This window comes from Bradyrhizobium diazoefficiens (genome assembly GCF_016616885.1).
GTDB lineage: Bacteria > Pseudomonadota > Alphaproteobacteria > Rhizobiales > Xanthobacteraceae > Bradyrhizobium > Bradyrhizobium diazoefficiens_F.
On record NZ_CP067102.1, the window covers coordinates 3,923,247 to 3,948,565 of the forward strand.

A 25,319-nucleotide genomic window follows, 5' to 3' on the forward strand; every position below is an offset into this window, starting at 1 on the left:
CCGGCCTTTCGCTCGTCACGAATGCACGCCATATTGGCGTATGCAATTAACCTCGCGCCTTGCGCTGATGAACTGGCTGGCCGGCCAGGGGCTCACCGGCCTGCCCGAACCCGAGCTGCTGCGCGGCTTCTGCGAGCGCTGCCGCGCCGAGGGGCTGGAACTCTCGCGCGGGCTCGTCGTCATCGATACGCTGCATCCGATCTACGAGGGCCGCGCCTTCCGCTGGAGCGATACGCCGACCAACGAGAGCGACGTCGTCGAATACGGCTCGACGGCTGAGGGCGACGCGGCCAAGAACTGGCGCCGCTCGGTGTTCTATCATTTGCTCGAGCATGGCCACGACGAGATGGTGATCGACCTCGCCGACGCGCCCTCGCTCGATTTCTCGCAAATCGGCGACCTCGCCGAAACGGGTCACCGCCATTTCCTGGCTTTCGTGCATCGTTTCGGCGAGACCGGAGCGCTCGGGCAGATGGACTGCCTCTACTCCTACTGGACGACGCGACGCGACGATGGCTTTACGGAAGCCGAGCTCGCCGCGCTGCGCGATCTCGTTCCGGTGCTGGGACTCGCGATCAAGTCGGCGCAGCAGGTCGACATTGTTCGGACGCTGGGGCGCGTCTATCTCGGGCGCGACGCCTCAGAGCAGGTCCTGCGCGGGCGTATCTCGCGCGGCGTCACCGAGCGCATCAGTGCCGTGCTCTGGTATTCGGATCTGCGCGGCTCGACCGGGATTAGCGAGAGCATCGGCCCGGACGAGATCATCCCGTTCCTCAACGATTATGCCCAGGCCGTGATCGACGCGATCCACGATGGCGGGGGCGACGTGCTGAAGCTGATCGGCGACGGCGTGCTTGCGATGTTCTGGGGTGAAGATATGGCGGATGCGCGGCGGGCCGCGTTACGGGCCGAGCACCTGTTCCGCAAGAATGTCGCGGCGCTGAATGCACGCCGGGCGGCGGAGGGCCGTCCGACGACATCAGCCTATATCGGCCTGCATGTCGGCGAGGTCTTTTACGGCAATATCGGCAGCGAGGACCGGCTCGATTTCACCGTGGTCGGTCCGACCGTGAACGAGGTCAGCCGCATCGCCTCGATGAGCCGCTCGGTCGATCGCGAGCTGCTGGCGTCGGCGGAATTCTACAAGGGCCTGGACGCTTCCGGCCGCCGCTATCTCGTCTCCACCGGCCGCTATGCGCTGCGCGGCATCGGCCGCGCGCAGGACCTCTACACGCTCGATCCCGAAGTCGAAGCGAGCGAACCGATGACGGGGAGCTACGAGCGATATCTGGCGAGTTAGTTAGCACCGCGCCGGCACTTCGTCCCCCACCATGGCCGGCTGCCGATCCAGCGCCACCGCGGGCGAGAGCCAGATGATCAGCGCCTGCACGCCGAACACGGCGGCTGCGAAATAGAGGCACGCTTCCGCGCTGTAAAGGCCGCCGACGATGGCTCCCAGCGCCGAGCCGAGCGGGCGGGCGCCGTAGCTCATGATGTTGATCGCGGAGACGCGCCCCAGCAGCCGCGGCGGCGTCACCGACTGGCGCAATGTCGTGGTCGAGATCACCCACAGGATCGGGCCGAGGCCGAGCAGGAAGAAGCTGAGACCCGCGAGCCACGGCGATGGCACCAGCACCGTCAGCGCCATCACGACCGCGGCGACGAAGCCGGTGACCGGGCCGAGGCCGACCACGATGCCGAACGCGATGCGCTTCATCACGCGCGTGGCGAACAGCGCGCCGATCACCATGCCGACGCCGTACATCGTCAGCACGGTGCCGACACCGGCGGCGGTCAGGCCGAGATGGCGCACCGCGTAAGGCACGAACACCGCGATCTGCAGGAACCAGCCGGTGTTGAAGATGAACTGGGTGATGAACACCGGCCGCAGCAGCGGATGGTGGAAGACAAAGGCCGCGCCCTCGCGGATGTCCTGGAACGGATGGCGCCGCGGCGCGGGCGTCCGCGCCGGCTCGTAGATGCCGGAGAGCAACACCACGGCGATGGCCGAGAGCGCCGCGGCAAAGCCGAAGGCCGGGCTCGCGCCCCACCAGCCGACCAGCGCGCCGCCGAGCGCAGGGCCGCTGGCAAAGGCGATGGTGCGGGCAAGCTCGATCCGGGCATTGGCGGCCGGCAACAGCTCCGCGCTCACCAGTGAGGGCACCAGCGCCGGCGCGGCGACGCTGTAGACCACGGTGCCGCAGACGGCGGCAAAGCCGAGCAGCGCCAGCAGCGGCAGATTGAGCGTCCCGAGTGCGAGCAGCAGCACAATGGTTGCAAGCGCCGCGGCCCGCAGCGCCTCGGCACCCGCCATCAGCGAGCGGCGGGAGATGCGGTCGGCGAGCAGGCCGGCCGGAATGGCGAACAGGACGAAGGGCAGGGTGAGGGCGGTCTGGAGCAGGCCGGTCTGGCCCTCAGCCACACCCAATGTCAGCACCGCGACGATGGGGGCCGCAGCCAAGGCGATCTGCTCGGCCGACTGCGCCGCGAGGTTGGACCAGGCCAGGCGGTTGAAGGTGCCGGGGAGGCGAGGCGGATTTGACATGGCGCATTTCCTGCAAAGTCAGGTTGACGCCAGTATCGACCTCCGGGACGGCCAAACCCACCCGCTTCCCGACAGGGGCAGGGATAAACCAGGGCAGCAATGGGAACCGATGCGGCTAGATGCAGTTGCAAATGAGTTGCAATAAGCCTCGACATCGGTATTGTGCCAGCATGGATGTCCGATCGCCCGATCTCACCCAAGAACTGGCCCAGGACGCAGTGGGCTGGCGCAGCGACGCGCCAACGACGAAGAGCCTGGCCGAGGTGAACGCCACGGTCGCCATCCCCGCAGCGGGGGCGTGGTGGCGGCGGCTGCTGGCCTTTGTCGGCCCGGGCTACATGGTCTCGGTCGGCTACATGGATCCCGGCAACTGGGCGACCGACCTCGCCGGCGGGTCGAAGTTCGGCTACACGCTGCTGTCCGTCATCCTGCTCTCGAACCTGATGGCGATCCTGCTGCAGTCATTGGCGGCGCGGCTCGGCATCGTCACCGACCGCGACCTCGCGCAGGCCTGTCGCGCGAGCTATTCGCCGGCCGTGAACTTCCTGCTTTGGTTGGCTTGCGAAGCGGCGATCATCGCCTGCGATCTCGCCGAGGTGATCGGCACCGCGATCGCGCTGAAACTGCTGTTCGGCATTCCCCTGATCGGCGGCGCGCTGATCGCCGCGCTCGATGCCTTTCTGCTGCTCATTCTGATGAACCGCGGCTTCCGCTTCCTGGAGGCCTTCGTCATCGCGCTGCTGGTCGTGATCGCCGTTTGCTTCACGGTCCAGCTTGCCGCGGCAGCGCCGCCGGTTGCCGAGATGCTCATGGGATTTGTGCCGAAGACCGAGATCTTCACCAATCCTGAAATGCTCTACATCGCGATCGGCATCATCGGTGCGACGGTGATGCCGCATAATCTCTATCTGCATTCGTCGATCGTGCAGACGCGCGCCTATGCGCGCAACGACGAGGGGCGGCGCGAAGCGATCAAATGGGCGACGACGGATTCGACTGTCGCGTTGATGCTGGCGCTGTTCATCAATGCCGCGATCCTCGTCGTGGCGGCCGCGACCTTCCACAAGAGCGGCCATTCCGACGTCGCCGAGATCGGCCAGGCCTTCGAGCTGCTCTCGCCGCTGCTCGGCCTCGGCATCGCCTCGACACTGTTCGCGGTGGCGCTGCTCGCGTCAGGCCTGAATTCAACCGTCACGGCGACGCTGGCCGGCCAGATCGTGATGGAAGGCTTTCTCGACCTGCGCCTGCCCAGCTGGGCGCGCCGCCTGCTCACGCGCGGCATCGCCATCGTTCCGGTGATCGTCGTCACCGCGATCTATGGCGAGCGCGGCACGGCGGATTTGCTCGTGTTCAGCCAGGTCGTGCTGTCGATGCAGCTGCCTTTCGCGGTGATCCCGCTGGTCCGCTTCGTCTCCGACCGCCGCAAGATGGGGCAGTTCGCGATATCGGCTTCGGTCGCCGCGACGGCGTGGATCGTCGCGGGCGTGATCGTGATTCTGAACGTGAAGCTGCTGGCGGACGCGCTGTTCGGGTGACCGCGCTAATCCTGCGGCTCGGACGCCGCATCACCCTGTGCGTCGACGCGCAGCCAGCCTGATGGCGCGAGGCGCTGCTGCGGCAGGAAGCGGGCCTTGTAGTCCATCTTCTTCGAGCCTTCGATCCAGTAGCCGAGATAGACGTAGGGCAGGCCTTGCCGGCGGGCGCGCGCGATGTGGTCGAGGATCATGAAAGTGCCCATCGATCGGCTGACCTGGCCCGGCTCGAAGAACGAATAGACCATCGACAGGCCGTCGCTGAGCACGTCGGTCAACGCGACCGCGATCAGCTCCTCGCCGCGGCCGGTGATGCCGCTGTCGGGGCCGCGCTTGCGATACTCGATGATCCGGGTCTCGACATGGCTGTCCTCGACCATCATGGCGTAGTCGAGCACGGTCATGTCGGCCATGCCGCCGTGGCGGTGACGGGCGTCGAGATAGGCGCGGAACACCGAATATTGCTCCGAGGTCGGCACCGCGCTGCGCTGCTCGCCGATGATGTCGGCATTGCGCGCCATCACCTTGCGGAAGTTGCGGGAGGGGCGGAACTCGTTGGCGATCACCCGGACGGAGACGCAGGCCCGGCACTGGTCACAGGCCGGCCGGTAGGCGATCGACTGGCTGCGGCGGAACCCGCCATGGGTCAGGAGGTCGTTGAGGTCGCCGGCGCGATCACCCACGAGGTGCGTGAACACCTTGCGCTCGTGCCGGCCTGGCAGATACGGGCAGGGGGACGGCGCCGTGAGGTAAAACTGTGGGGTGTCGCGCGAGTGTTGGGTCAAGGGACGTCGTGGGCCTCCGAACTGAGTATCAGCATCGCGCTACGAAAGCCCCCGGTCAATCGGTCCGCTTGGCAGGTCAGATCAGTCAGCTTAGCGGATCCTGGTTAGTAGGTCCTTGCCGTCTGCGGCACCGGCGCGCGAACGGAATTGTTGATCACGACCGTTCCCAGCACGAAATCGTGCAACAGGCGCCGGCGGCCGTGAACAGGCCGACCAGCACGACGAACGGCGACAGGAACGAGACCGTCACCCAGAACAGCACGGCATGGGTGGCGCCGAGGACAAAGTAGCCGGGCGCGCCGTACCAGGTGCGCAACTCGAGATCCATGATCCGCATCCCGATCGTCGCGGACGAAGGGCCGCCGATGCAGGCGCCGTAATAGACGATGGCCCAGATCACGGAGGCCGGCCAGGCCAGCCAGAACAGCGCCCAGCCGATGCCGAGCGTCACCACGCCGAACAAGGCGATGAAGATGTAGCCGAGGATGACGGGAACGGAGATCACGACCATGTCGATCAGGAATGCGAACACGCGCCGCGTCGCGACGCCGCGGAACAGTTCCGGATGCTGGTAGGGATCGTAGGCGTGAGCCGCGCCGTCACTGCGCCAGGCGCCGCTGTCATTTGGCGAACCCGAATAAGACATGAGCTTCCCTTCCACTTACGGACATCTCACCCGCAGCACATGGGAACCCTGCGACCGCACGCCAAGGCTGCTGGTGCATCAACACCGCAAAATATTCCGGCGATTCGGCGGCCGAGCGCTTGTGCGGTCCGTGATTTGCACCATGCTGCGGCCGGGGCCGAGATCGCAAATTTCTGTCCCCCGAAAGGAACATTTCATGCGTGATCAGGTCGAAATGCGTTGCTGCTGTGGCGGGGTGCGCGCCGTGGTCACGGGCGTGTCGCCGCGGACCGTCAATCGCGTGGTCTGCTATTGCGACGACTGTCAGGCCTTTGCACATCAACTCGGCCGCGCCGATCTGTTGAATGCGAAAGGTGGCAGCGACATTGTCCAGATCGCGCCATCTACGCTTTCGTTCGTGCAGGGACAGAACCGGATTGCGGGGGTGCGGCTGACCCCGAAAGGCCTCTACCGGTGGTATGCAAGTTGCTGCAACACACCGGTCGGCAACACGCTCTCGCCGACCGTTCCCTTTGTGGGCATCGTGGCCGCGACGTTCGAGGGCGGCACGCCGGGAGTTGACGAGGTCGCCGGATCGCCGATCGGCGCCATTCTCGGCAAGTACGCGGTGGGCGAGCCACCGGCGGGCTCAACGGGACTTAATCTCTCCCTTATCCTGCGCGCCATCGGCAAGGTGCTGGGGTGGCGGTTGCGCGGGAAGACGTGGCCGCATCCGTTCTTCAAGCGGGAGACGCGCGAGCCGATCTATCCAGTCGCCGTGCTGTCGCGCGAGCAACGCGAGGCACTACGTCCGTTGTGTGGGCCCCAGCGGACGGCACAAGCGGCGCGTTGAGCAGCTCAGGGCCGTGCCGTCAACTTTTCCGCCACCTTCGCCGCAAAATAGGTCAGAACGCCATTGGCACCGGCACGCTTGAAGGCGACGAGGCTCTCCATCATCGCGCGGTCGCCGTCGAGCCAGCCGTTGTTGGCGGCGGCTGCGATCATCGCGTATTCGCCGGAGACCTGGTAGGCGAAGGTCGGCATCGCAAACGTGTCCTTCACCCGGCGGACCACGTCGAGATAGGGCATGCCGGGCTTTACCATCACCATGTCGGCGCCTTCGGAGATATCGAGCTCGACCTCGCGCAGCGCTTCGTCGGTGTTGGCGCTATCCATCTGGTAGGTGCGCTTGTCGCCTACAAGCGTCTTGGCCGAGCCGATGGCGTCGCGGAACGGGCCGTAGAACGCAGAGGCGTACTTCGCGGCATAGGCCATGATCTGCACGTCGAGCAGACCGCTGCGGTCGAGCCCCTCGCGGATCGCGGCGACGCGGCCGTCCATCATGTCGGAGGGCGCGATGATATCGCAGCCGGCCTCGGCCTGCACCAGCGCCTGGCGCACCAGCACCGCGACCGTCTCGTCGTTCAGGATCTTGCCGTCCTCGATCAGGCCGTCGTGGCCGTGGCTGGTGAAGGGATCGAGCGCGACATCACAGAGGATGCCGAGATCGGGAAACTCGTTCTTGATCGCGCGCACCGCCTGGCAGACCAGATTGTTCGGGTTGGTCGCCTCGGAGCCTTCCTCGTCGCGCAAGGAGGGGTCGGTATAGGGAAAGAGCGCGAGGCAGGGGATGGTAAGCTTCATGGCGCGCTCGGCCTCGCGCACGGCCTGGTCGACGCTGAGACGCTCGACGCCTGGCATCGAGGCGATCTGCTCGCGCTTGTTGTTGCCGTCGATCAGGAACAGCGGCCAGATCAGATCGTCGGTGGTGAGCACGTTCTCGCGCACCATGCGGCGGGCCCACTCGGCCTTGCGGTTGCGGCGCGGACGGATGGCCAGATCGAGGGCCGGGGAGGCTGTCGTGCCATCCCGGCCCGAAACCTCGCGCAATTCGATCGGACGTCCGTATTTGATCGCCATCACTCTTCCTCCGGCTGGAATTATTCTTATACCAGCTCGCACGGTTCCCGTCACCGCGGCTTGACCTCGCGCAAGGGATGGGCTGCCGATTGATTTTGCGGGGCGAACCAGCCAGAAGGGGGCCATGTCCGAGATCTCCACCCGCGATGCGGCCCGCGACAGCGCCAATGCCAGGGACGCCGTCAGAGACAGCGCCCGAGACAATGCGATGTCCGTGGCGGCGATCTCGTCGGAGCGCCCCGAGTCCGACGACAATGTCTGGACGCGCCGGCTGGTGCTGTTCCTGCGGGTGATGGCGCTGCTGTCGATCCTCAAGGGCCTCTATCACTGGGCGCAGGTGACGGGCTTCGTCGGCGGCGAGGACGAGGCGTTCGAGAACCAGTCGATGGCCTGGCAGGCCTCGACCATCTACTTCGCCGTAATCGAGCTCGTCGCCGCCGTCGGCCTCTGGCTTGCCACGCCCTGGGGCGCGGTGGTGTGGCTCACGACCGTGGTCTCGATGGCGGTGATCGAGCTGATGTTCCCCGGGATCTATGGCGGCAGCCTTGTCGTCGTCGGCGTCGAGGCCTTCATGCTCGCCGCCTATCTTGCGCTCGCCTGGATGGCCGCGCGCGAACGGCCGCCGTAGCCTCCGACCAAAACATCGAAAACAACCCCATGCAAAGTAGCAGTCGCGGGCAAGCATGCATCTGCGATGCCTCAACGACAGTTGACACGTCGGGCAAAACAGCGGCGTAGGCCCATCGTCGCGCCCGGGGGCTGTCGCGCGCACCGATGATTGCACTGCACCGTCAATTCCGGTTGTTCCCTTCTAGCTGATCGCTTTTTGATGTACCATCCGGTCGCTGCGCAACCGCGAGGAGGCAACCGGTGACAACGATCACGGATTGGCTGGCCTCGCTTGGATTATCCGAGTATGCAGGCCGCTTTGCTGAAAACGGCATCGATTTCTCCGTTGTCCCGGATCTGACGGATCAGGACCTTAAGGATATCGGCGTCTTGCTCGGCCATCGCCGGAAGATGCTGCGCGCGATCAGTGGGCTTGCAGGCACCAGCACTCTGACGCAGTTGCCCGCAGTCGCGCCCGAGCCGACGCACGAGCATGATGCCGAGCGACGCCAGGTGACCGTGATGTTCACGGATCTCGTCGGCTCGACCGCGCTCTCCACCCGCATGGACCCGGAGGATCTCCGAGACATCATTTCTGCTTATCAGCAGTGCGTCGCTGAGGCCGTGCGCCGCTTCAACGGATTCGTGGCTAAATACATGGGCGATGGCGTGCTCGTCTATTTTGGCTACCCCACGGCTCTGGAGGACGATGTCGAGCGGGCCGTACGGGCGGGGCTGGAACTGATCGCGGCGGTTAGAATGCTGAAGACCCGTGCGTCGCTACAAACTCGGGTCGGCATTGCAACCGGCCTGGTCGTGGTCGGTGACCTGCTCGGATCCGGCGAAGCCCAGGAGCGCGGCATCGTCGGCGAGACCCCGAACCTCGCCGCGCGATTGCAGGGGGTTGCCGAACCGGACAGCGTGGTGATCGCCGAGGGCACGCGGAAGCTGCTCGGCAATCTCTTCGAGCTTCAGGACCTAGGCGCCCAGAATCTCAAGGGCCTTGCCGGACCGACGCGGGCCTGGGCGGTGCTGCGGGGTGGCTCCATAGAGAGCCGCTTCGAGGCGTTGCGCTCGGGCCGGACGACGCCGCTCGTCGGCCGGACCGAGGAGTTTGAGCTGCTGCTACGGCGCTGGCAGCAGGTCCAGTCCGGTGAAGGACGCATGGTGGTCCTAACCGGCGAGCCGGGCATCGGCAAGTCTCGCATTACGGCTGCTGTCCAGGGGCATCTACAACTTGATCCGCATGCCCGGCTGCGGCAGTTCTGCTCTCCACATCACCAGTCCACACCGCTGCACCCCTGGATCGGCCAATTCGAGCGGGCGGCTGGCTTGACGCGCGACGACACAGCCTCGGAGAAGCTCACCAAATTGGAGGCTATACTCGCTCAATCCAATACGCCACCCGAGGAAATCGGCTTCATCGCTGCATTGCTGTCGATTCCGACTGCTGGCCGCTATCCTCTTCTCCAACTGAGCCCGCAAAAGCATAGGGAAGGCACCTTGAATGCGCTCCTGGCGTACATGGAGCGCTTGGCGGCGCGCCAACCCATCCTGGTCGTGTATGAGGACGTACACTGGATCGATCCAACTACGCTCGAATTGCTGACACTGACGATTGAGCGAGTGCAGCGCCTCCCGGTGCTATTGCTAGTCACGGCACGGCCCGAGTTCAGGCCCCCCTGGCCCGGTTATGCGCACTTGACCCACATTGAGCTCGGGCGCATCGGGCGAGCCGAAGGATCATCCTTGATCGCGCAGGTCACGGGCGGCAAGGAGCTGCCCAGCGACGTGTTGCAACAGATCCTTGCCCGAACCGACGGTATCCCCTTATTCATCGAGGAGCTGACCAAGGCCGTGGTCGAGAGCGGTGTCCTCACCGATCTTGGCGATCGATACGTGGCGGCAGGTCCATTGCCGGCACTAGCCATCCCAACATCACTAAACGCCTCGTTGCTGGCGCGGCTCGATCGCCTGGCACCGGTGCGGGAAGTGGCGCAGATCGGGGCGGCGCTCGGACGTCAGTTCTCGCATGCGCTGATCAGCGCCGTTACGTCTATGCCTCAGCCGCAACTGGATGATGCCCTGGCACAACTCGTGCACGCCGAATTGATCTTCCGGCGCGGGACTCCTCCCGATGCACAATACACCTTCAAGCATGCGCTGGTTCAGGATGCCGCGTATGGCACCTTGCTGCGCGCCCGGCGGCAGCAGCTGCATGGCAGTATAGCTGCTACCCTCGAACGCCAATTTCCAGAGATCGTGGAGATGCAGCCCGAGCGACTGGCGCAGCATTGCGCGGAAGCGGGCTCGGTCGAGAAGGCCGTTGGTTACTGCCTCAAGGCAGGCCAGAAGGCCATTGCACGGGGCACCATGGTCGAAGCGGTGGCACAGCTTAGGAAGGGTCTCGACATCCTCACTGGTCTGTCCGACGGCGCCCCACGCCGGGAGCAGGAGCTTGATCTGCAGATCGCGCTCGGACACGCATTGGAGACGACGAAGGGACTGGCTGAGGTTGAGACCGGGGAGGTCTACGCTCGCGCGCGTGAACTCTGCGAGCAACTAAAGCGACCGGAGCAACTGGGACTTGTCCTCTACGGCCAATATTTGTTTCGCATCGTCCGTGGCGAGCTGGAGCAAGCGGAGCACCACGCCGGGGAGCTACGTCACCTGCGCGAGGCCGGGGACGACGCGATGTGGAGGTGTTTTGGGTCGCAAATCAGTGGGAACATCTGCTTCTACCTCGGCAAGTTCTCTGACGTCCGCGTTTACCATGAGAGTGCTTTCTCGTTATGGGACTCGATGTATCGAGCCTTCGCGCCGACGGCGGAGGATCCATACGTTGGAGCCATGATCCATTTTTTCCGGACACTGCTCTGCCTCGGTCATCTCGACCTGGCGCGTTCGCGGCGGGACGAAGCTCTGACCGAGTCGCAACGGCTCTCGCCCTTTATGCGGGCCTTCGCATTACGCCAGGCCTGGTATGGCGACTGGGCGCTGGATGGAATTCAATCAGCCAATACGATGCTTGCGTCAGCGAACGAGATCGTGGCCGTCTCGAACGAGCATGGCTTCCGCGACTCGTTGGCGATCGGAAACATCATGCGCGGCTGGTGTCTGGCCGGCCTGGGGCAAGCCGCGGAGGGCATCCCGCAGCTCCTTCAGGGGCTGACAGTGTGCCGCGCAGGGGGGCGCAAATTGATGGTTCCCTTTTTTCTGACGGCCCTCGCCGAAGCTTACGGAATGGCGGCACAGGCGCAAGAAGGGCTCGATCATCTCGCCGAGGCCGAGAAGTTGGTTGAGACGACACACGAGCGCTGGATCGAGGCCGAAATACACCGGATGCGGGGCAGGCTACTGCTGTCCAAGCGCGAGCATGCCGCGGCAGAGAACAGTTATCGCCGCGCACTCGAAGTGGCGCAGCGACAGGGCGCAAAGTTCTGGGAGCTGCGTGCGGCCCTGGACCTCGCTCGGCTCTGGCGCGACCAGAGCAAACGCACCGATGCGCGCGATCTCCTCTCGGCCGTCTACGGCTGGTTCATTGAAGGCTTTGACACGCGCGACTTGAAAGACGCCAGGGCTCTGCTCCTCGATCTGGCGCAATGAGGACCTTCCAAGTCACACGGCGGAGAGGAAGAGATGAACGAGGCCGAACGCAATCGAAAAGAGGAGCCCTCCGGTCACGGGCTCGGGGATGTTGTACTCACGAAGTCCCGCAAAGCGCTCATTGAGCATCTTGCCCACGAAGAGCACTATGACTCCGGCTGTGACCGACAAGAAGGGTCGCACGTGTAGCACCTGATCAGCATCGAGCGCGATCATCTGCGTGTCCCTTAGCTCTTCACTAGATCCCCGCCAAACTCGCGCGCGAGAACAGCCAATATTCTCTCACGGCGGTTCCGCGACGATTATCATACGGGCCTGGCGCAGACTCTCGGCTTCGAGCCAATCCCTTCTCAATGTCCGGTTAGAACCAGCGTCTGGATAGGCAGCAACAGCGCCTGGATCCTCAGCAGCATGGCGTGGACAACCCCGACGGCATCGATGGCATGCAATGCAAAGCTCTTGAACCAGCCGACCTGTCCCGAAGAAATGATGTCGTGGTTGCTCGTGTATGCGTTGACAACGCAGGTGCTTCCCGCCGTCACCCCTTCAAGTCCGCCTTCATATATTGGCTCGAGGGACACCAGAATGGTCCCCGGTCTCGCCGCACTCTGGGCATCCAGAAGCTGCTCTCCACCGCGGAATTGTCCGGTCGCGATATAGTCCTGAACGGCCGTGACGACCAACGGGATCACCGTCCACGGCTTGGAGATGCAAACGGCCTCGCCCACCATGCCAGGTTTGAGAACCTGGGCCTCGATCTGTGGAAATCCAGCCTGCAGCCCACGTCGACCTGCACCCTCCGGTATCAGGATTCCGGCCGGCCGCATCAACGGATTGACGATGTCACCCACGCGAAGGGAGAACTGCTCGACACGCCCGGCGAAGCCGGCACGAACGATGGTCTTGTCATATTCCACTTGCGCCTGCGCGAGCGCGGCTTCTGCGCTTGCCTTTTGTGCGGGCAGCAGCGTCGAGACCCGTGCCTCGGTCGATTGTTTTGCCGCGACGGCGGCATCGATTGTAGCTTGCCGCCCGTCGACCGCAACCTGGAGCTTTTCGATATCGCGCTGCGGGACAATGCCCGGATTGCGCCGCTGCAGTTCGCTCTTGACCTGCAGTTCGTCGACCGCCTGTTTGTGGGCGCTTTTCGCTTCCTGTATCTGAGCCTCTGCCCTGGTCACGTCCGTCTGCGCCGAGACCATTGCGGCATCGACCTCGGCGATCTGCCTGCGGGCGGTTTCCAACGCGGCTTCCTGTTTTGAACTGTCCAATTTGAATAGGACAGCGCCTTTGTCGACGGCCTCGCTCACGCCAAGATCGACCTCCGCGACGCGACCGACCGTCTCGGGGAGGATCGGCACGGTTCTGAAGAACAGGGTGGCAGTGGTGCTCGAGGGATGGAAATAGAAGATCAGTGTGATGAGCCCGATCGTGAGCATCAGGCAGCTGACGATGCCCCATCTCAGCTCGAACCAGACCGAATAAAATGTAATTTCCTTGCCCAGGTGCTTTCCCTGGACGTAGCGGCGAAACAGGTAGTCCGGCAGGATCGTGAGAATCGAGCAGAGGAGCAGCTCAAGCATGGCTCGGTACCTCCTCTTTTGAGGCCGGCGCGATTCCCTTTTCCGACGGCTTTGCCTTTTCTGACATGGCCGTCGATGCAGCAGCTTCAATGTCGCTACCTGCCTCGACGGTCTGGAGGTCGTCGGTCGAGCCCGCCATCTTCTTGACTGATCCGGCTATGCTGCGCAGCGGCGTCCCAAAATCAGGCAGGTCGATCATGGCAAGCAGGAGGGCCGCAATCCAGAACAGATGGACATGCGTGAACAGCGCCAACAGGCCCAGAACAGCTACGATCTCGAACTGTAGCTTTTGGGACTTGTGCGCCATCCGCTCGGGCAAGCTGTGCAGCCGCAAATACACGTTGCCGATAGCGAGGACGGCGACAATCAGAAGGATTCCCACCACGACCATCAACACGTCGGTCTCGCCCGGCGCAGCAATGAAAGGCGGCAGGTGGTGAGGAGCGAGCGGATGCAGTCGATCACTCATGAGAGCCTCCACGACCTGCGCAGGGAGCGCGCGCGAAATCTGATGCCCGATCGGCACCTGCAAATCGAATGGGACGTGGGGAGCGTACGATCGAAGTCGATCAACCTGCGATCATGGGTTCTCCCCCTGCCTGCCATAACTCCCGTCTCGATGGTACATCTTGGAGACTGCCCCTGCAACTCTGGCGGGGCCTCCAAGGAGCCTCGACGATTTGTCCGCGCAGCGGGGGATAATGAGGCTGGTCGCAAACCTTGTTCAGCATTCTTTGAGCAACACATCCAGATCGGCCGTGGAGCGCTTACCCAGGTGATCCGCATTCGTATCCAGGAATTCGCCGGCGGCGCGGCGACCTTCGTCCCGAAGCAATTCCAGAAACTCCCACTCGGCATTGAATTTCGAGGACGCGCCGAGATGGGTCAGCATTTCGCTCTTGATCCAGTGCGCTCGCATCTGCGCCCAGCGGGCGCCTTCTCCCGTTCCGGGATCGGCGACTTGCCGCAACAGTGCGATCATCCGCAGTTCCTTCGTCAGCGGAGAATTGAAGGAAATCTCATTGAGCCGATCCATAATTTCCGCGGCAGAGCGAGGTGTCTTCGCCCGCTGGGGCGGATTGATCTGCACCAGGATCGTGTCGTGGGCGTCGCTCTCGCGAACCAGTGGCGTGATGGTGGGGTTTCCGGCGTAACCGCCATCCCAATAGGCCTCGCCGTCAATTTCGACGGCTTTGAACATCGTCGGAAGGCAGGCCGACGCCAGCAGCGCATCGACCGTGATCTCCGGATTCCGAAAGATGCGTCCGCGGCCGGTCCGGACACTTGTCGCGGTGACGAACAGCTTGATCGGGGAGCGGGAAAGCGCTTCAAAATCGATGCTGTCGGCCAGAACCTCGCGCAGCGGGTCGAAGCCAAACGGATTGAGATCATACGGGGAAAGCATTCGCGACAGCATGTCCAGCGCGAAATAGGCCGGAGAGCCGTCGAGAGACCAGCGGCCCGCCATCCTGTCGAAGAAAGACCGTCGCAGCGGACTGAACGCTGCGGCCTGCGAGATCCGCAGCCAATACTCGTTGAGCGCTTTGCGGGCGCCCGCGGCTTCCCCTTTCAACCATCCGTCCGCCAGCACGGCGGCGTTCATCGCGCCGGCTGAGGTACCGGAAATCCCCGCGATACGGAGCCACGGTTCTTCGAGGAGACGATCCAACACGCCCCAGGTGAATGCCCCATGGGAGCCGCCGCCTTGAAGCGCGAGATCGATTGATACAGGCTCGCGGTCCATGGCGTTCTTCTGATTTTGGAGTGAGTAGGCGAAGGCAGCACCAAATCGTATCCTGCTCGCACTGGGCGAGTTTGAGAAGGCTCCTATCTATCGCCGGATAAGTGGCCAGTCCTTACCTAACCCGTGCTGATTGAACGTCCTTGTCGCCGCACTTTATCACTGTCATAGGCTAAGGTTTAAGCTTAGTGTGTTGGGGACATACAGCTCGTGGGGGGGCAGCCAATGCACCGGGATTCACAGCGGGACTGCAATTGTTTCAACCGCCGCTATTTTCTCAAGCTCGCGAGCGGAGCGACGGCGGCCGCATTCGGCGGTGGAAGCCTGTTTTTGGCAGCTGACGCCCGCGCGGACGCGCTTACCAAGGATCTGCGCGACAAGTTGAGCCCCGATCAAATCATCCAGGCGATGAAAAACGGAAACGCGCGCTTTCGGAAGGGCGAAAGGAAGGAGCGCAATTACCTGCGCGAACAGAAGGTAAGCGTCTCGGGACAATACCCTGCAGCGGCGCTGCTCAGTTGCATTGACTCGCGCGCCCCGGCAGAGGTCATCATGGACCTCGGGATCGGCGATATTTTCAACTGTCGGGTCGCGGGCAACGTTGAAAACGCGGATATTCTAGGCAGCCTCGAGTTTGCCTGCAAACTGGCGGGTGCCAAAGTCGTGCTGGTCATGGGTCACACCGCCTGTGGAGCAATCAAAGGCGCCATCGACAACGCGGAGCTGGGGAATCTCACGGGATTGCTGGCCAAGATCAAACCCGCAGTTCAAGCGACAGCCTATACGGGCGAGCGGTCGGCGAAGAATTACGCCTTTGTGGACGCCGTTGCGCGCAAGAACGTAGAAATGACCGTGGCCGATATCCGGAAAGACAGCCCGGTCTTGGCTGAGTTGGAAGCCAGAGGTAACATCAAGATCACCGGCGCCATGTATAACCTCGAAACCGGTGCCGTGGAGTTCTTCGGCTGAAGCTCAGGGGGTAGTCATGGAGCCGGGCGCGGTCGAGAACGCTGGTTTCCTTTCAGGCACCGCCTGGGCCATGGTTCTGCGACCGAATTGGCTTCCCACGAAGCGATGGCGCTGGCTTGCGTTGGCGACAGCATTGCTTCTCGGGATTGCCGTGGTCGATTGGTCCCGTGCCGACGGCCCCGATCCATCGGCGAAGCAATCATTCGTGTCGCGCGCCGAACTTCGTCGGCAGGACGCCGTGACCGTTCGCGCGGCGGTTCTGACCGACGATGAAAGCCAGCGCTATTTCGGCGCCTCACTGGCCGATCACGGCATTCAAGCAATCTGGCTGGAGGTCGACAACGCCGGTGAGTCCGTTCTGGAGTTTCTGCCGATCGTCACTGATCCGAATTACTTTTCGGAATCGGAGGTCGAACGGCTGGTTAGCGGATGGTGGCCAGGCAGCGCCAATGCGGCGGTCAAAGCCGCAGTTACGCAGGCCCCGATGCCAGACATCATCCCGCAGAGGCGGACCGCGGCGGGCTTCGTCTTCACGCATCGCGAAGGCGGTTTGAAGCTGTTCAGTGTTGGATTCGAGACCGGCACGGAGGAACTCCTGTTCCGGTTCGCCCTGCCGATCCGCGGGATGTCCTATGCTGTCCAGAGAGTCGATTTCGGAAGTATCTATGCGCCAGGCGCGGTGAAGGATGTCGATCTGCCGGGGTTGCGCGAAGAGCTGGCACGGCTACCCTGCTGCGCGACCAACAGAAGCGGTAGCAGCAACGGCGACCCGCTCAACATCGTCGTCGTCGGCGGCGGACTGGATGCATTGTTTGCGTTCGTTGGACGCGGATGGAAGCTGGACGAGCCATTCGACCTGCACAGCGTCTATCGGACGATCCAGGCTTTCCTGTTTCGCAGCGAATATCTCAATGCGCCTGTCAGCCCGCTGCATGTTTTCGGAAGAGGGCAGGATGTCGCGCTGCAGAAGGCCCGCAACAACATCAGCCTGCGCAATCATCTGCGGCTATGGCTCGCACCTTTCACGGTTGAAGGTCAGCACGTCTGGGTCGGCCAGATCAGTCGCGATATCGGGATCAAGCTGACGACGCAAGTCTGGTACCTGACCACGCATCGAGTTAGCCCGGACGTCGACCAGGACCGCACCTATCTGCTGCAGGATCTGATCATGTCGGGGGCGGTTTCCCGTTTCGGCTTCGTGCAGGGCGTCGGGGCATCGTCGATGCCTGACCCGCGCGCCAATCTCGGTGGCGATCCCTATCTGACCGATGGCCTTCGGGTCGTCATGTTCGTCGGCACGCCTCGACGGGCCTTCGATCAGATCGAATTCCTGGATTGGGAGCGTCCTCGCCAACAGGAACAGCAGCGGTAAGCAACAGTACTTACGCCGGCCATGCCTGCCGTGCCCGAGGTGCCGACGATCAAGATACTGGCCCATCGATTCCGCTGACGGATTCGTGCTTTTCGGCTATTATGGCGCAAACGGGCTCGTTGTCAGCCAGGATTGCATCACGATGCGAGCGTCCTTCTGGTCACCGCGGCGCGTAGTCGGAAGGTTGCTGGTGCAGCGAGCCCGCCGCCGACTTGAGGTCATCGTGAAAAGACCAAAGCTCAGCGCGATTATGGCCGGCCTCTTCGTCGGGCTCAGCATCCCCGTTCTAATTTTTATCCTGCTCTACAGTTATTACCGTAACTCGGAAGCGATCATTGCGATCCTGCATGAGGACGTCGCAAAGACCAGCCGGGCCAGCATGGAGAATGTTGAAGACATGATCGGCGGCGTGGCGGCGACGTTGCGCCTGCTGGCCGAAGTGACGGCAGCTAACCCCGATTTCCTTCGGACCGGGAGGAGTAACGACGTCCTTTATCGCGCGTTGACAACCGCCGCCGAAATCGACGCTGCGTTCGTGAGTTTTGAGGATGGATACCACCGAGCGGTGACTCGAATCGATGATGATCGCCGGCGCTCCGACGTAAGGATACCGCGAACCGCCAATTGGCATGCGAATTTCATCGATGATTTCTCGGTGGGCGAAAATCGCAGTCGTCATCGGACGTTCTTCGACAGCTGGGGCCATGTCGTCGGAGAATACGTCGTTCCAACCCTCACCGATTATCGAACGACATCGGGCTATCCGGAGGCGAAGGACAAGCGAACCTTGGCGATCACGCAGCCGCAGATCAATGTCGATACCGGATATCCAATCATCAATCTCAGAGTCCCGATCCTCCAAGATGGCACCTTCATCGGCTGCGCGGGCGCCAGCATCACGCCCGTTGTGTTGTCGGGATTCCTGGCGACGCATCGCGCCAGCGCGCACAGTACGGCAATCGTCGCCGATCCGACGGACGGCAGCGTGATAGCCGCATCCGATCGGCAAAAGAGCGTTCGGGTGCTCGACGGCAAGCTCGAGGTCGCGCGGCTGGATAACATTGATGATCCCGATGCGCGCGAGGCGTATCGGTTGCAAAGGCAAACGAAGGACGACAATTTCCTGTTTCGATCGCCCAAGGATGGATCCGAGCTGAGCGCATCCTTTGCCCGGTTCCCTGTTAGCTTCGGGCATCAATGGGAGGCCGTCATCCTCACACCGACCGACGACTTCATCGGTGAGCTCAAAAAGACGAATCAGCGGATCGTTGTCATCATCGTCGCACTCTCAGCCGCAGAGCTTTTTCTGATTTACTTTCTGTCTCGGCAACTTTCGCGTCCCATCGAAAGTATCTCGCAGGAGCTGAAATCCGTCGAGACCCTGTCTTTCGAGCAGCAGCCGACGAGTCGCTTGTCCACAGTAAGGGAAATTGCGCAGCTTCAATCGGCTGCGTCGCTTCTCCGCAACTCGCTGCAGTCGTTTTGCTCGTTCGCTCCGGTGGATGTGGTTCGCGGTCTAGTCAAGTCTGGTATTCCGCTTCGTCTGGGCGTGGAGAGGCGGCATCTGACCGTCCTGTTCGCTGACCTGGAGAATTTCTCGACCCATGCTGAGCAATTGACGCCAGATGCGCTGCTTGAACAGATGTCAATCTATTTCGAGCAGGTCACGCGGTCGATCTCCGATGAGCAGGGAACTGTCGACAAATTTATCGGCGACGGCATCATGGCGTTCTGGGGCGCCCCGCTTGCGCTGTCGGATCATGTGCTGCGTGGATGTGCGGGCGCATTACGAGCCGTACGGCGAATGGAGCGGGTCAACGAAAACTGGCGTGCGGCGGGGAGGCCCTCGCTCCGGATCCGGATCGGACTCAACTGCGCCGAGGTGTTGGTCGGCAATATCGGATCGTCGGATCGATTCAGCTACACGGCGATTGGTGACGGCGTCAACGTGGCGGCGCGACTGGAGGGCACGAACAAGACGTTCGGCACGACCATTTGCATCAGCGACAGCATGTTTAATGCCGTCGCATCCGAGATCGTCGCAAGGCCGTTGCGTCACGTTCAAGTCAAAGGCCGTAGGCAGGATTTCATGATCTACGAGTTGGTCGGACTGGCAAATACCGATGACCCGGAACTTCAAGCAGGACCTGCCGACCAGCGGCTGAGCAAGCTGACGTGGGCCGCCTCCAACCGCTTTGAGGCCGGGGACATTGCCGGCGCTACCGGCCGATACCAGGAGATCCTTCGGGAATTCCCCAACGATGGTGTTGCCAAAGCAATGCTTGCTCTCTGTATGTCGACCCACGTCCCGAGAGCTGAAGTGACCACTGCGCCGGCAAAATGAACTGTAATCTCCACGAGACGAGCCGGTAACCGCTTGTCCGGCCGCAGGGGCATCCAATGCTGGATTGCCGATGGGCGACGCTTGCCAGGGCTGTCAGATCTAATTCAATGGCCCTTGCCCCTGATCCGGGACATGAGAGCGATTTCGCGTCCACGTGGTTGACCGCGCGTTGCCTCGGCTTATCCCGACCAATTCGCCACACATCTTACAGCCTCGTTTCGAAACAGGGCAGGCTGTTCTGGAATGCGACACATGCCGCGGACGGAGGGTGAACAAGACCTTGCGACGGTCAACAGAGGGTTGCGAAAAGTGCTTGTGGTACAGGCTTAATCCGCAATTCACTGTCTTAAATTCATGATCTCTTTATTCTCTTATTTAAGCCGATCTTCAAACGCTCCCCTTAAGTTGCACCTATCAGACGGGACACAAGTTTCGTCGAATAAGTGTCGATAAAAACGACAACAGGGGAAGTGTCATGATGAAAGCAGTCGCAACTGCGGCAGATACCGCGGAGCGCGTTTCGGGCCCGCAGGGTTCGGTGCAGTCGCTCTATCTGGAAGCATTGACTCTGGTGGAGCGGCTGCATCGCCGTCTCCTCGACGTGATCAAGGACGAGTTCGATCGTCGTGGCCGCGCCGACATCAATTCCGTGCAGGCGCTCCTGCTCTATAACATCGGCGACAAGGAGCTGACCGCGGGCGAGCTGCGCACGCGCGGCTACTATCTCGGCTCCAACGTCTCCTACAATCTGAAGAAGCTCGTCGAGCTCGGCTTCCTCGATCATCAGCGCTCGCGCGTTGACCGCCGCTCGGTGCGCATTCGCCTGACGCCGCAGGGCCAGGAAGTCCGCCGCATCGTCGACTCCCTCTACCAGAAGCACGTCAAGACCGTGGAACAGGTCGGCGGCATCTCGGGCGAAGAGTTCTCGACCCTCAACAAGTCGCTGCACCGCCTCGAGCGGTTCTGGACCGACCAGATCCTGTATCGGCTCTGAGCTTTCCAAGGGATTTGGCCAAGCCGGCCCATAACAAGACCGGCAAGCCATCCCGAACTTGCCTGCCTTCCCCAAACGCGCCGGCCCGGATTGTCCCGGACCGGTGCGTTTTGTCGTCTCGCAGTTGCGAAAAATTCGACAGTCCGAACGGAACCCGTTCCGTGCCTCGCGGTTATCTCTCTGGATCGGAGGATATGATGCTGGTCGAGCGCGGGTTGCAGGCTACAAACGTCGAGCTCGTGAGCGATGCCTACGCCATTGCCGCGAATTACCTTCGCCGCTCCGGCGCGATCCCCGACACGCTCGTCACCAATGAGCGCCTGCTCGAGATCATCATCAAGCTGCTCCAGCACGGCGAATTCAACAAGATCAGGCTGGCCAACAAGGCCATCGCCAGGTTCGAGGCGCAGGCCGAGGCCAGAGCGGTTGCCTGATCAAGACTCCCAAAACTTCAGAGAACCCCAAAACTTCAGAGAACCAGAGGGTGCCATGGAAGCCGCCATTGACCGCATCATGCAGACCTATGACCTGCTCGCCAACCGCACCTCCGCGGCGAGCGCAGAGGCGCGCTTGAAGGTGACGAATTACCTCAACACCTTGATGGAAGCCGGCGAGAAGGACCCCCACAGGTTGACTGTCTGCGGCCTGACCTATCTGCGCCAGCTCGATGGCAGCGTCGATCCCGTGAAGGCGGGGTATACCGGGTTGTAGTGGCCCAATCTGTATTAAGATACCTTGAGATCTAGAGGTTGATACCTCTAGTTTTCTTCCGAGTTGCGTTGGCGGATGGGGAAAACTCTCGTCGTTCGACCTTTAGTCGATCGATGTGGACCACCGTTAGTTGTAAGTAAAATCTACTGCCTCGGGCCGGCAAACGAGATCGGCCAAATTCCAATGAATTCAGGCGAAGAAATCTCGCCGTGCGCGAGGGCTGAATCGCAATGGCTCGCGCCAATATCCGCGCGACCCACAAACCGGGGGCGGCAAGCTATGCCGAGTGATGAAGCGACACGTTTTGTTAGGGTCGAATTTTCGCGCTTCAAAGCATTCAAGAGGTTCAGTCTTTCGCTTCGGCATTTCAATATTTTGGTGGGACCAAACAATGCAGGAAAGTCGACCATCTTGGCGGCATTTCGTATTCTCGCAGCAGGCATGAGACGAGCCAATAATAGAAAGGCAGAGGTGATAAATGGTCCGAAAGGAATGGGACTGACCCATGGTTATCAGATAGATTTAAGTAGTATTTCCGTTGCCGAGGAGAACTTGTTCTACAACTACGATGATTCCGAATCGGCGACGGTACGATTTGTCCTTTCAAATTCAAATGAATTGATCCTCTATTTTCCAGAGCAGGGCACTTGCTATCTGATTGCAAACTCGGACAGCCGTTCGAGCTTCACGCCTTCAACCTTTAGGTCACATTTCAACTGCAGGATCGGCTTCGTTCCGATACTCGGGCCGCTTGAACACAACGAAAATCTTTATGAGTCTGAAGCCGCACGGCTAGCGCTATTCAATTATCGCGCGGCGCGTAACTTCCGAAATATTTGGCATCACTTTCCCGAGAAGTTCGATGAATTTCGGGCCGCGTTAATTCGCACGTGGCCAGGAATGGATGGTAAGCGTGGCGCCGATGCCCTTCAGATTGTTTGTGCGTAGATTTGGGAGCGCCGCTAGAAGAGTCATCTTCGGCAAGGGTGCTCACAATGGAAGACCATTCGGACGACATAAGACGACCGTTGTCGCCGCGTATCGAAGTGTATGCTGGCTCCGGTCGCAAGCAGTGGCCAGATGATTTGAAGGCACAGATTGTCGCGGAAAGCCTCGAGCCGGGCGCGGTTGTCACAGATATTGCCCGCCGCCATGGCTGCCGGCCCCAGCAGGTGCATGACTGGCGGCGCCGGGCACGTTTAGGTCAATTGGTGCTGCCGGCTGCGGTGGATACACTGTCGTTTGTGCCGGTGGTGTCGGAATCGTCGCTACCGGCGGCCGCGGAGTCCTCCAGATCGCCGGATGCAGCCGTTGTAACGGTTGAGTTCCAGGGGGCACGCGTGGAGGTGCGCGGGACGCCTGGCCTTGCTGTGTTGAGTGATGTGTTCATTGCGCTCCGACGGACACGTTCATGCTGACGCCACCCGCTGGCCTCACGATTTACGTTGCGACCCAACCTGTGGACTTCAGAAAGGGTGCGGATGGCTTGGCGCTCTTGGCGAAGGAGACGCTGGGCCATGACCCGATGAAGGGTGTGGCGGTGGTCTTCCGTGCGAAGCGCGCCGATCGGGTGAAGATTGTCGTCTGGGATGGCACCGGCCTGGTGATGTACTGGAAGCGGCTCGACAGCAGCGGCTTCAAGTGGCCTCCCATCGTGGCCGGCGTGATGCGGATGAACGCCGCGCAGTTGTCGGCGCTTCTGGCCGGCATGGATTGGACGCGCATGCACGCGCCTCGAATCCTGCAGCCGAAAGCGCTTGCGTAAGGATACAAAATCTTCGCTGCATCGGGGCGCGAAGCATGGCAAGCTCGGGCCAATGAGTGATTTGCCTGATGAGCTGCCGAGCGATCCAGCCGAGTTGCGTGTCTTTGCCGCGGCTCTGCTGGATCGCTGCGCCAGGCTCGAGCGGTTGCTCAAGCTTGCAAAAGATGCGCAGTTCGGTCGGTCCTCGGAAAAGCTGGACGCTGATCAGCTACAGCTTGTTCTGGAGGACATCGAAGAGGCCGTCGCGGCCCTCGAAGCAGCCGGGGATCGCGCCAATCCCAGAACCTGCGAGAAGAGAACTGCCGAGCGTAGAGCCAACCGTGGTCAACTTCCGGAGCATTTGCCGCGCATCGTCGAAATCCTGATGCCGGCCGAGACTTGTTGTCCGTCTTGTAAGGGCGACCTCTTCGAGATTGGTCGCGATGAGAGTCAGAGGCTCGACGTCGTTCCGGCGCAGTATCGCGTCATCGTCACCCGCCGGCCCAAGCTGGCCTGCCGCGCCTGTCACGGCGTCGTCCTCCAGCACGCTGCGCCCGAGCGACTGATCAGGGGAGGATTGCCCACCGAGCGGCTCGTCGCGCATGTGATCGACGCCAAGTATCATTGGCATTTGCCGCTTTACCGCCAGGCGCAGATGCTGGCGACGCACGGCATCGCCATCGACCGTTCCACGCTCGCCTTCTGGGTCGGCTATGCCGCCCGGGAATTGAAGCCCTTATGGCATCGTCTGCGCGAGCTTCTGCTCGCCTCTCCGAAGCTCTGTGTCGATGAGACCCCGGCGCCGGTGTTGGATCCGGGGCGCGGCAGGACGAAAACCGGCTACTTCTGGGCGCTCTCGCGCGATGACAGGCCTTGGGCCGGACCTGACCCACCTGGCGTGGTTTACGCCTATGCACCGGGCCGTGGGGCCGTTCATGGCTTGAGCCTGCTCGAGGGCTATCGCGGTATCATCCATTGCGATGGCTATCAGGCCTACAAGACCATGACCCGAGAGACGCGTGCGGACGCCCTGTCCGGGACGCTCGCCTTTTGCTGGTCGCATCTGCGGCGCCAGTTTGTGAAGATCGAGCGCGAGGCTTCGCCGGCGCCAGCTCCGGTTGCCCGCGAGGCCCTCGAGCGCATCGCCCAGCTCTACGCGGTCGAGAAAGCACTCCGCGGCCGATCTGATGCCGAGCGCCGTGCGGGCCGACAAGCGCATGCCCAGCCTCTGGCTGCAGCCTTGAAGCAGTGGTTTGAGGCAACGCTTGATCACCTTGCGCAGAAGAGCGACACGGCGAAGGCTTTGCGTTATGCGCTGCGTCATTGGGACGGCCTGACGCTGTACCTTGATGACGGGCGCATCGAGATGGACACGAATGCGGTCGAGCGTGCGATGCGGCCGATCAAGCTCAACGCCAAGAACTCCCTTTTTGCCGGTTGCGATGAGGGCGCCGAGAGTTGGGCAGTCCTGGCTTCGTTAATCGAGACCTGTAAGCTCAATAGCGTCAGTGCCGAGCACTGGCTCGCCGACGTTCTCGCGAAGCTTATCAATGGTTGGCCTGCGGCGCGACTGGACGAACTGCTCCCCTGGGCGTCGACCTATACGATGCATGCACACGATCCGCGGCTGGCAGCATGAGCCTCAATACGACCGCGGTCCGGATCAAGGTGACCCTCAAGGATGTGAAACCGGAGGTGATGCGTCGTCTTGTCGTACCTGTCACCCTGCGCCTGGATCGACTGCATCTGACGCTTCAGGAGGCGTTCGGCTGGACGAACAGCCACCTCTTCGAGTTCTTCGCTGGTGAGACCCGTTGGGGGATTCCCGATCCCCACAACGATTACGGCCACCAGCCCATGGATGCCAGCAAAGCGCGGCTCTGTGATATCGTTCAAGAGACCGGCGCGAAGACGATCCATTATCTCTATGACTTTGGCGACAGCTGGGACCATGTGATCAAACTCGAAAACTGGTTCGACAACACCACGACGGAGGGACTTCCCCTCTTGCTCGAGGCCGCCGGTCGTTGTCCTCCGGAAGACGTCGGCGGTGCCCCAGGCTATGCCGAGTACCTTGATGCCATCGGTGACCCCGGCCATCCGGAGCACGAACATATGCGTCTCTGGGGCCCCGAGCGGTTCGATCCCAACGTCATCGACCGGAAGGCGCTCGAGGCCGCCGTCAACGCGTTGTCCGACACATGGAAGCCGCGGCGACGCGCCACGCGGGTTAAATAGA

At 62.0% G+C, this 25,319-nt stretch carries 23 protein-coding genes and 1 pseudogene; 16 read left to right on the forward strand and 8 right to left on the reverse strand.

Annotated features, from left to right (window positions below; genetic code table 11):
• Window positions 1–40: 40 nt before the first annotated feature.
• On the forward strand, window positions 41–1,300 hold the full coding sequence (locus JJC00_RS18110) for an adenylate/guanylate cyclase domain-containing protein (RefSeq protein ID WP_200473829.1): 1,260 nt from the start codon (window positions 41–43) through the stop codon (window positions 1,298–1,300).
• Here JJC00_RS18110 and JJC00_RS18115 read toward each other — a convergent pair whose 3' ends face one another.
• Window positions 1,301–2,545 carry an MFS transporter gene (locus JJC00_RS18115; RefSeq protein WP_200473830.1) on the reverse strand — a complete coding sequence of 415 codons (1,245 nt, stop codon included), beginning with the start codon at window positions 2,543–2,545 and terminating at the stop codon, window positions 1,301–1,303.
• Between the two features lie 170 nt (window positions 2,546–2,715).
• Here JJC00_RS18115 and JJC00_RS18120 point away from each other — a divergent pair, with 170 nt between their 5' ends.
• Window positions 2,716–4,080, forward strand: a complete 1,365-nt coding sequence (locus JJC00_RS18120; RefSeq protein WP_200473831.1) for an Nramp family divalent metal transporter — start codon at window positions 2,716–2,718, stop codon at window positions 4,078–4,080.
• Window positions 4,081–4,085: 5 nt separating this feature from the next.
• On the opposite strand, the gene JJC00_RS18125 is transcribed toward JJC00_RS18120, so the two are convergent.
• Window positions 4,086–4,862, reverse strand: coding sequence for an arginyltransferase (locus tag JJC00_RS18125; RefSeq protein WP_200473832.1), 777 nt, complete (start codon window positions 4,860–4,862; stop codon window positions 4,086–4,088).
• A gap of 104 nt (window positions 4,863–4,966) precedes the next feature.
• Window positions 4,967–5,508, reverse strand: a pseudogene (locus JJC00_RS18130) (RDD family protein).
• A gap of 196 nt (window positions 5,509–5,704) precedes the next feature.
• Between JJC00_RS18130 and JJC00_RS18135 the strand changes: the two are divergent.
• Complete coding sequence (locus tag JJC00_RS18135; protein ID WP_200473833.1) at window positions 5,705–6,340, forward strand: DUF6151 family protein; 636 nt, start codon at window positions 5,705–5,707, stop codon at window positions 6,338–6,340.
• 5 nt (window positions 6,341–6,345) lie between these two features.
• Here JJC00_RS18135 and hemB read toward each other — a convergent pair whose 3' ends face one another.
• Complete coding sequence (hemB, locus tag JJC00_RS18140; RefSeq protein ID WP_200473834.1) at window positions 6,346–7,407, reverse strand: porphobilinogen synthase; 1,062 nt, start codon at window positions 7,405–7,407, stop codon at window positions 6,346–6,348.
• Window positions 7,408–7,531: 124 nt separating this feature from the next.
• On the opposite strand from hemB, the gene JJC00_RS18145 reads away from it, so the two are divergent.
• Window positions 7,532–8,035 carry a DUF6163 family protein gene (locus JJC00_RS18145; RefSeq protein WP_200473835.1) on the forward strand — a complete coding sequence of 168 codons (504 nt, stop codon included), beginning with the start codon at window positions 7,532–7,534 and terminating at the stop codon, window positions 8,033–8,035.
• Between the two features lie 242 nt (window positions 8,036–8,277).
• A complete protein-coding gene (locus tag JJC00_RS18150; protein ID WP_200473836.1) occupies window positions 8,278–11,622 on the forward strand; it encodes an AAA family ATPase in 3,345 nt (1,114 codons plus the stop codon).
• Window positions 11,623–11,634: 12 nt separating this feature from the next.
• On the opposite strand, the gene JJC00_RS18155 is transcribed toward JJC00_RS18150, so the two are convergent.
• The 4 genes from JJC00_RS18155 to JJC00_RS18170 form a co-directional block, all read right to left on the reverse strand.
• On the reverse strand, window positions 11,635–11,838 hold the full coding sequence (locus JJC00_RS18155; protein ID WP_200473837.1) for a sodium/glutamate symporter: 204 nt from the start codon (window positions 11,836–11,838) through the stop codon (window positions 11,635–11,637).
• A 134-nt stretch (window positions 11,839–11,972) separates the two neighbouring features.
• Entirely contained in the window at window positions 11,973–13,205 is a 1,233-nt protein-coding gene (locus tag JJC00_RS18160) for an HlyD family secretion protein (RefSeq protein WP_200473838.1), read from the reverse strand.
• On the reverse strand, window positions 13,198–13,674 hold the full coding sequence (locus JJC00_RS18165; RefSeq protein ID WP_200473839.1) for a hypothetical protein: 477 nt from the start codon (window positions 13,672–13,674) through the stop codon (window positions 13,198–13,200). The genes JJC00_RS18160 and JJC00_RS18165 overlap by 8 nt, the downstream gene beginning before the upstream one ends.
• Window positions 13,675–13,929: 255 nt before the next feature.
• The gene (locus JJC00_RS18170) at window positions 13,930–14,949 is read right to left on the reverse strand and encodes a patatin-like phospholipase family protein (protein WP_200473840.1); all 1,020 of its coding nucleotides are present in this window, start codon (window positions 14,947–14,949) and stop codon (window positions 13,930–13,932) included.
• 222 nt (window positions 14,950–15,171) lie between these two features.
• Between JJC00_RS18170 and JJC00_RS18175 the strand changes: the two genes are divergently transcribed.
• The 11 genes from JJC00_RS18175 to JJC00_RS18225 all read left to right on the forward strand — a co-directional run bounded on the left by JJC00_RS18175 (window position 15,172) and on the right by JJC00_RS18225 (window position 25,318).
• Complete coding sequence (locus tag JJC00_RS18175; RefSeq protein ID WP_200473841.1) at window positions 15,172–15,915, forward strand: carbonic anhydrase family protein; 744 nt, start codon at window positions 15,172–15,174, stop codon at window positions 15,913–15,915.
• Window positions 15,916–15,931: 16 nt separating this feature from the next.
• Window positions 15,932–17,287 carry an LssY C-terminal domain-containing protein gene (locus JJC00_RS18180; RefSeq protein ID WP_200473842.1) on the forward strand — a complete coding sequence of 452 codons (1,356 nt, stop codon included), beginning with the start codon at window positions 15,932–15,934 and terminating at the stop codon, window positions 17,285–17,287.
• Between the two features lie 85 nt (window positions 17,288–17,372).
• Window positions 17,373–19,631 (forward strand): adenylate/guanylate cyclase domain-containing protein, encoded by a 2,259-nt coding sequence (locus tag JJC00_RS18185; protein ID WP_200473843.1) that lies wholly within the window; start codon window positions 17,373–17,375, stop codon window positions 19,629–19,631.
• A 475-nt stretch (window positions 19,632–20,106) separates the two neighbouring features.
• Window positions 20,107–20,625, forward strand: coding sequence for a transcriptional regulator LdtR (gene ldtR / locus JJC00_RS18190; RefSeq protein WP_027529973.1), 519 nt, complete (start codon window positions 20,107–20,109; stop codon window positions 20,623–20,625).
• Between the two features lie 197 nt (window positions 20,626–20,822).
• Window positions 20,823–21,059, forward strand: coding sequence for a hypothetical protein (locus JJC00_RS18195; protein WP_200473844.1), 237 nt, complete (start codon window positions 20,823–20,825; stop codon window positions 21,057–21,059).
• A gap of 55 nt (window positions 21,060–21,114) precedes the next feature.
• Window positions 21,115–21,336 carry a hypothetical protein gene (locus JJC00_RS18200; RefSeq protein WP_027529971.1) on the forward strand — a complete coding sequence of 74 codons (222 nt, stop codon included), beginning with the start codon at window positions 21,115–21,117 and terminating at the stop codon, window positions 21,334–21,336.
• A gap of 279 nt (window positions 21,337–21,615) precedes the next feature.
• Entirely contained in the window at window positions 21,616–22,284 is a 669-nt protein-coding gene (locus tag JJC00_RS18205) for an AAA family ATPase (RefSeq protein ID WP_200473845.1), read from the forward strand.
• Between the two features lie 47 nt (window positions 22,285–22,331).
• Window positions 22,332–22,754, forward strand: a complete 423-nt coding sequence (gene tnpA, locus JJC00_RS18210; RefSeq protein ID WP_200473846.1) for an IS66-like element accessory protein TnpA — start codon at window positions 22,332–22,334, stop codon at window positions 22,752–22,754.
• A complete protein-coding gene (gene tnpB / locus JJC00_RS18215) occupies window positions 22,748–23,101 on the forward strand; it encodes an IS66 family insertion sequence element accessory protein TnpB (protein ID WP_200468615.1) in 354 nt (117 codons plus the stop codon). The genes tnpA and tnpB overlap by 7 nt, the downstream gene beginning before the upstream one ends.
• A gap of 52 nt (window positions 23,102–23,153) precedes the next feature.
• Complete coding sequence (tnpC, locus tag JJC00_RS18220) at window positions 23,154–24,719, forward strand: IS66 family transposase (RefSeq protein ID WP_200468616.1); 1,566 nt, start codon at window positions 23,154–23,156, stop codon at window positions 24,717–24,719.
• A complete protein-coding gene (locus JJC00_RS18225) occupies window positions 24,716–25,318 on the forward strand; it encodes a plasmid pRiA4b ORF-3 family protein (RefSeq protein ID WP_200468617.1) in 603 nt (200 codons plus the stop codon). Before tnpC ends, JJC00_RS18225 begins: the two co-directional genes overlap by 4 nt.
• Window position 25,319 lies beyond the last annotated feature (1 nt).

What these genes read in the sequence shown, in the direction of transcription:
- tnpC (WP_200468616.1), top strand. Translation starts at nt 23,154, where the DNA reads ATGAGTGATTTGCCTGATGAGCTGCCGAGCGATCCAGCCGAGTTGCGT.
- tnpB (WP_200468615.1), top strand. Translation starts at nt 22,748, where the DNA reads ATGCTGACGCCACCCGCTGGCCTCACGATTTACGTTGCGACCCAACCT.
- JJC00_RS18110 (WP_200473829.1), top strand. Translation starts at nt 41, where the DNA reads ATGCAATTAACCTCGCGCCTTGCGCTGATGAACTGGCTGGCCGGCCAG.
- JJC00_RS18120 (WP_200473831.1), top strand. Translation starts at nt 2,716, where the DNA reads ATGGATGTCCGATCGCCCGATCTCACCCAAGAACTGGCCCAGGACGCA.
- JJC00_RS18145 (WP_200473835.1), top strand. Translation starts at nt 7,532, where the DNA reads ATGTCCGAGATCTCCACCCGCGATGCGGCCCGCGACAGCGCCAATGCC.
- ldtR (WP_027529973.1), top strand. Translation starts at nt 20,107, where the DNA reads ATGATGAAAGCAGTCGCAACTGCGGCAGATACCGCGGAGCGCGTTTCG.
- hemB (WP_200473834.1), bottom strand. Translation starts at nt 7,407, where the DNA reads ATGGCGATCAAATACGGACGTCCGATCGAATTGCGCGAGGTTTCGGGC.
- JJC00_RS18135 (WP_200473833.1), top strand. Translation starts at nt 5,705, where the DNA reads ATGCGTGATCAGGTCGAAATGCGTTGCTGCTGTGGCGGGGTGCGCGCC.
- JJC00_RS18180 (WP_200473842.1), top strand. Translation starts at nt 15,932, where the DNA reads ATGGAGCCGGGCGCGGTCGAGAACGCTGGTTTCCTTTCAGGCACCGCC.
- JJC00_RS18200 (WP_027529971.1), top strand. Translation starts at nt 21,115, where the DNA reads ATGGAAGCCGCCATTGACCGCATCATGCAGACCTATGACCTGCTCGCC.
- tnpA (WP_200473846.1), top strand. Translation starts at nt 22,332, where the DNA reads ATGGAAGACCATTCGGACGACATAAGACGACCGTTGTCGCCGCGTATC.
- JJC00_RS18175 (WP_200473841.1), top strand. Translation starts at nt 15,172, where the DNA reads ATGCACCGGGATTCACAGCGGGACTGCAATTGTTTCAACCGCCGCTAT.
- JJC00_RS18170 (WP_200473840.1), bottom strand. Translation starts at nt 14,949, where the DNA reads ATGGACCGCGAGCCTGTATCAATCGATCTCGCGCTTCAAGGCGGCGGC.
- JJC00_RS18195 (WP_200473844.1), top strand. Translation starts at nt 20,823, where the DNA reads ATGCTGGTCGAGCGCGGGTTGCAGGCTACAAACGTCGAGCTCGTGAGC.
- JJC00_RS18160 (WP_200473838.1), bottom strand. Translation starts at nt 13,205, where the DNA reads ATGCTTGAGCTGCTCCTCTGCTCGATTCTCACGATCCTGCCGGACTAC.
- JJC00_RS18115 (WP_200473830.1), bottom strand. Translation starts at nt 2,545, where the DNA reads ATGTCAAATCCGCCTCGCCTCCCCGGCACCTTCAACCGCCTGGCCTGG.
- JJC00_RS18165 (WP_200473839.1), bottom strand. Translation starts at nt 13,674, where the DNA reads ATGAGTGATCGACTGCATCCGCTCGCTCCTCACCACCTGCCGCCTTTC.
- JJC00_RS18225 (WP_200468617.1), top strand. Translation starts at nt 24,716, where the DNA reads ATGAGCCTCAATACGACCGCGGTCCGGATCAAGGTGACCCTCAAGGAT.
- JJC00_RS18155 (WP_200473837.1), bottom strand. Translation starts at nt 11,838, where the DNA reads ATGATCGCGCTCGATGCTGATCAGGTGCTACACGTGCGACCCTTCTTG.
- JJC00_RS18205 (WP_200473845.1), top strand. Translation starts at nt 21,616, where the DNA reads ATGCCGAGTGATGAAGCGACACGTTTTGTTAGGGTCGAATTTTCGCGC.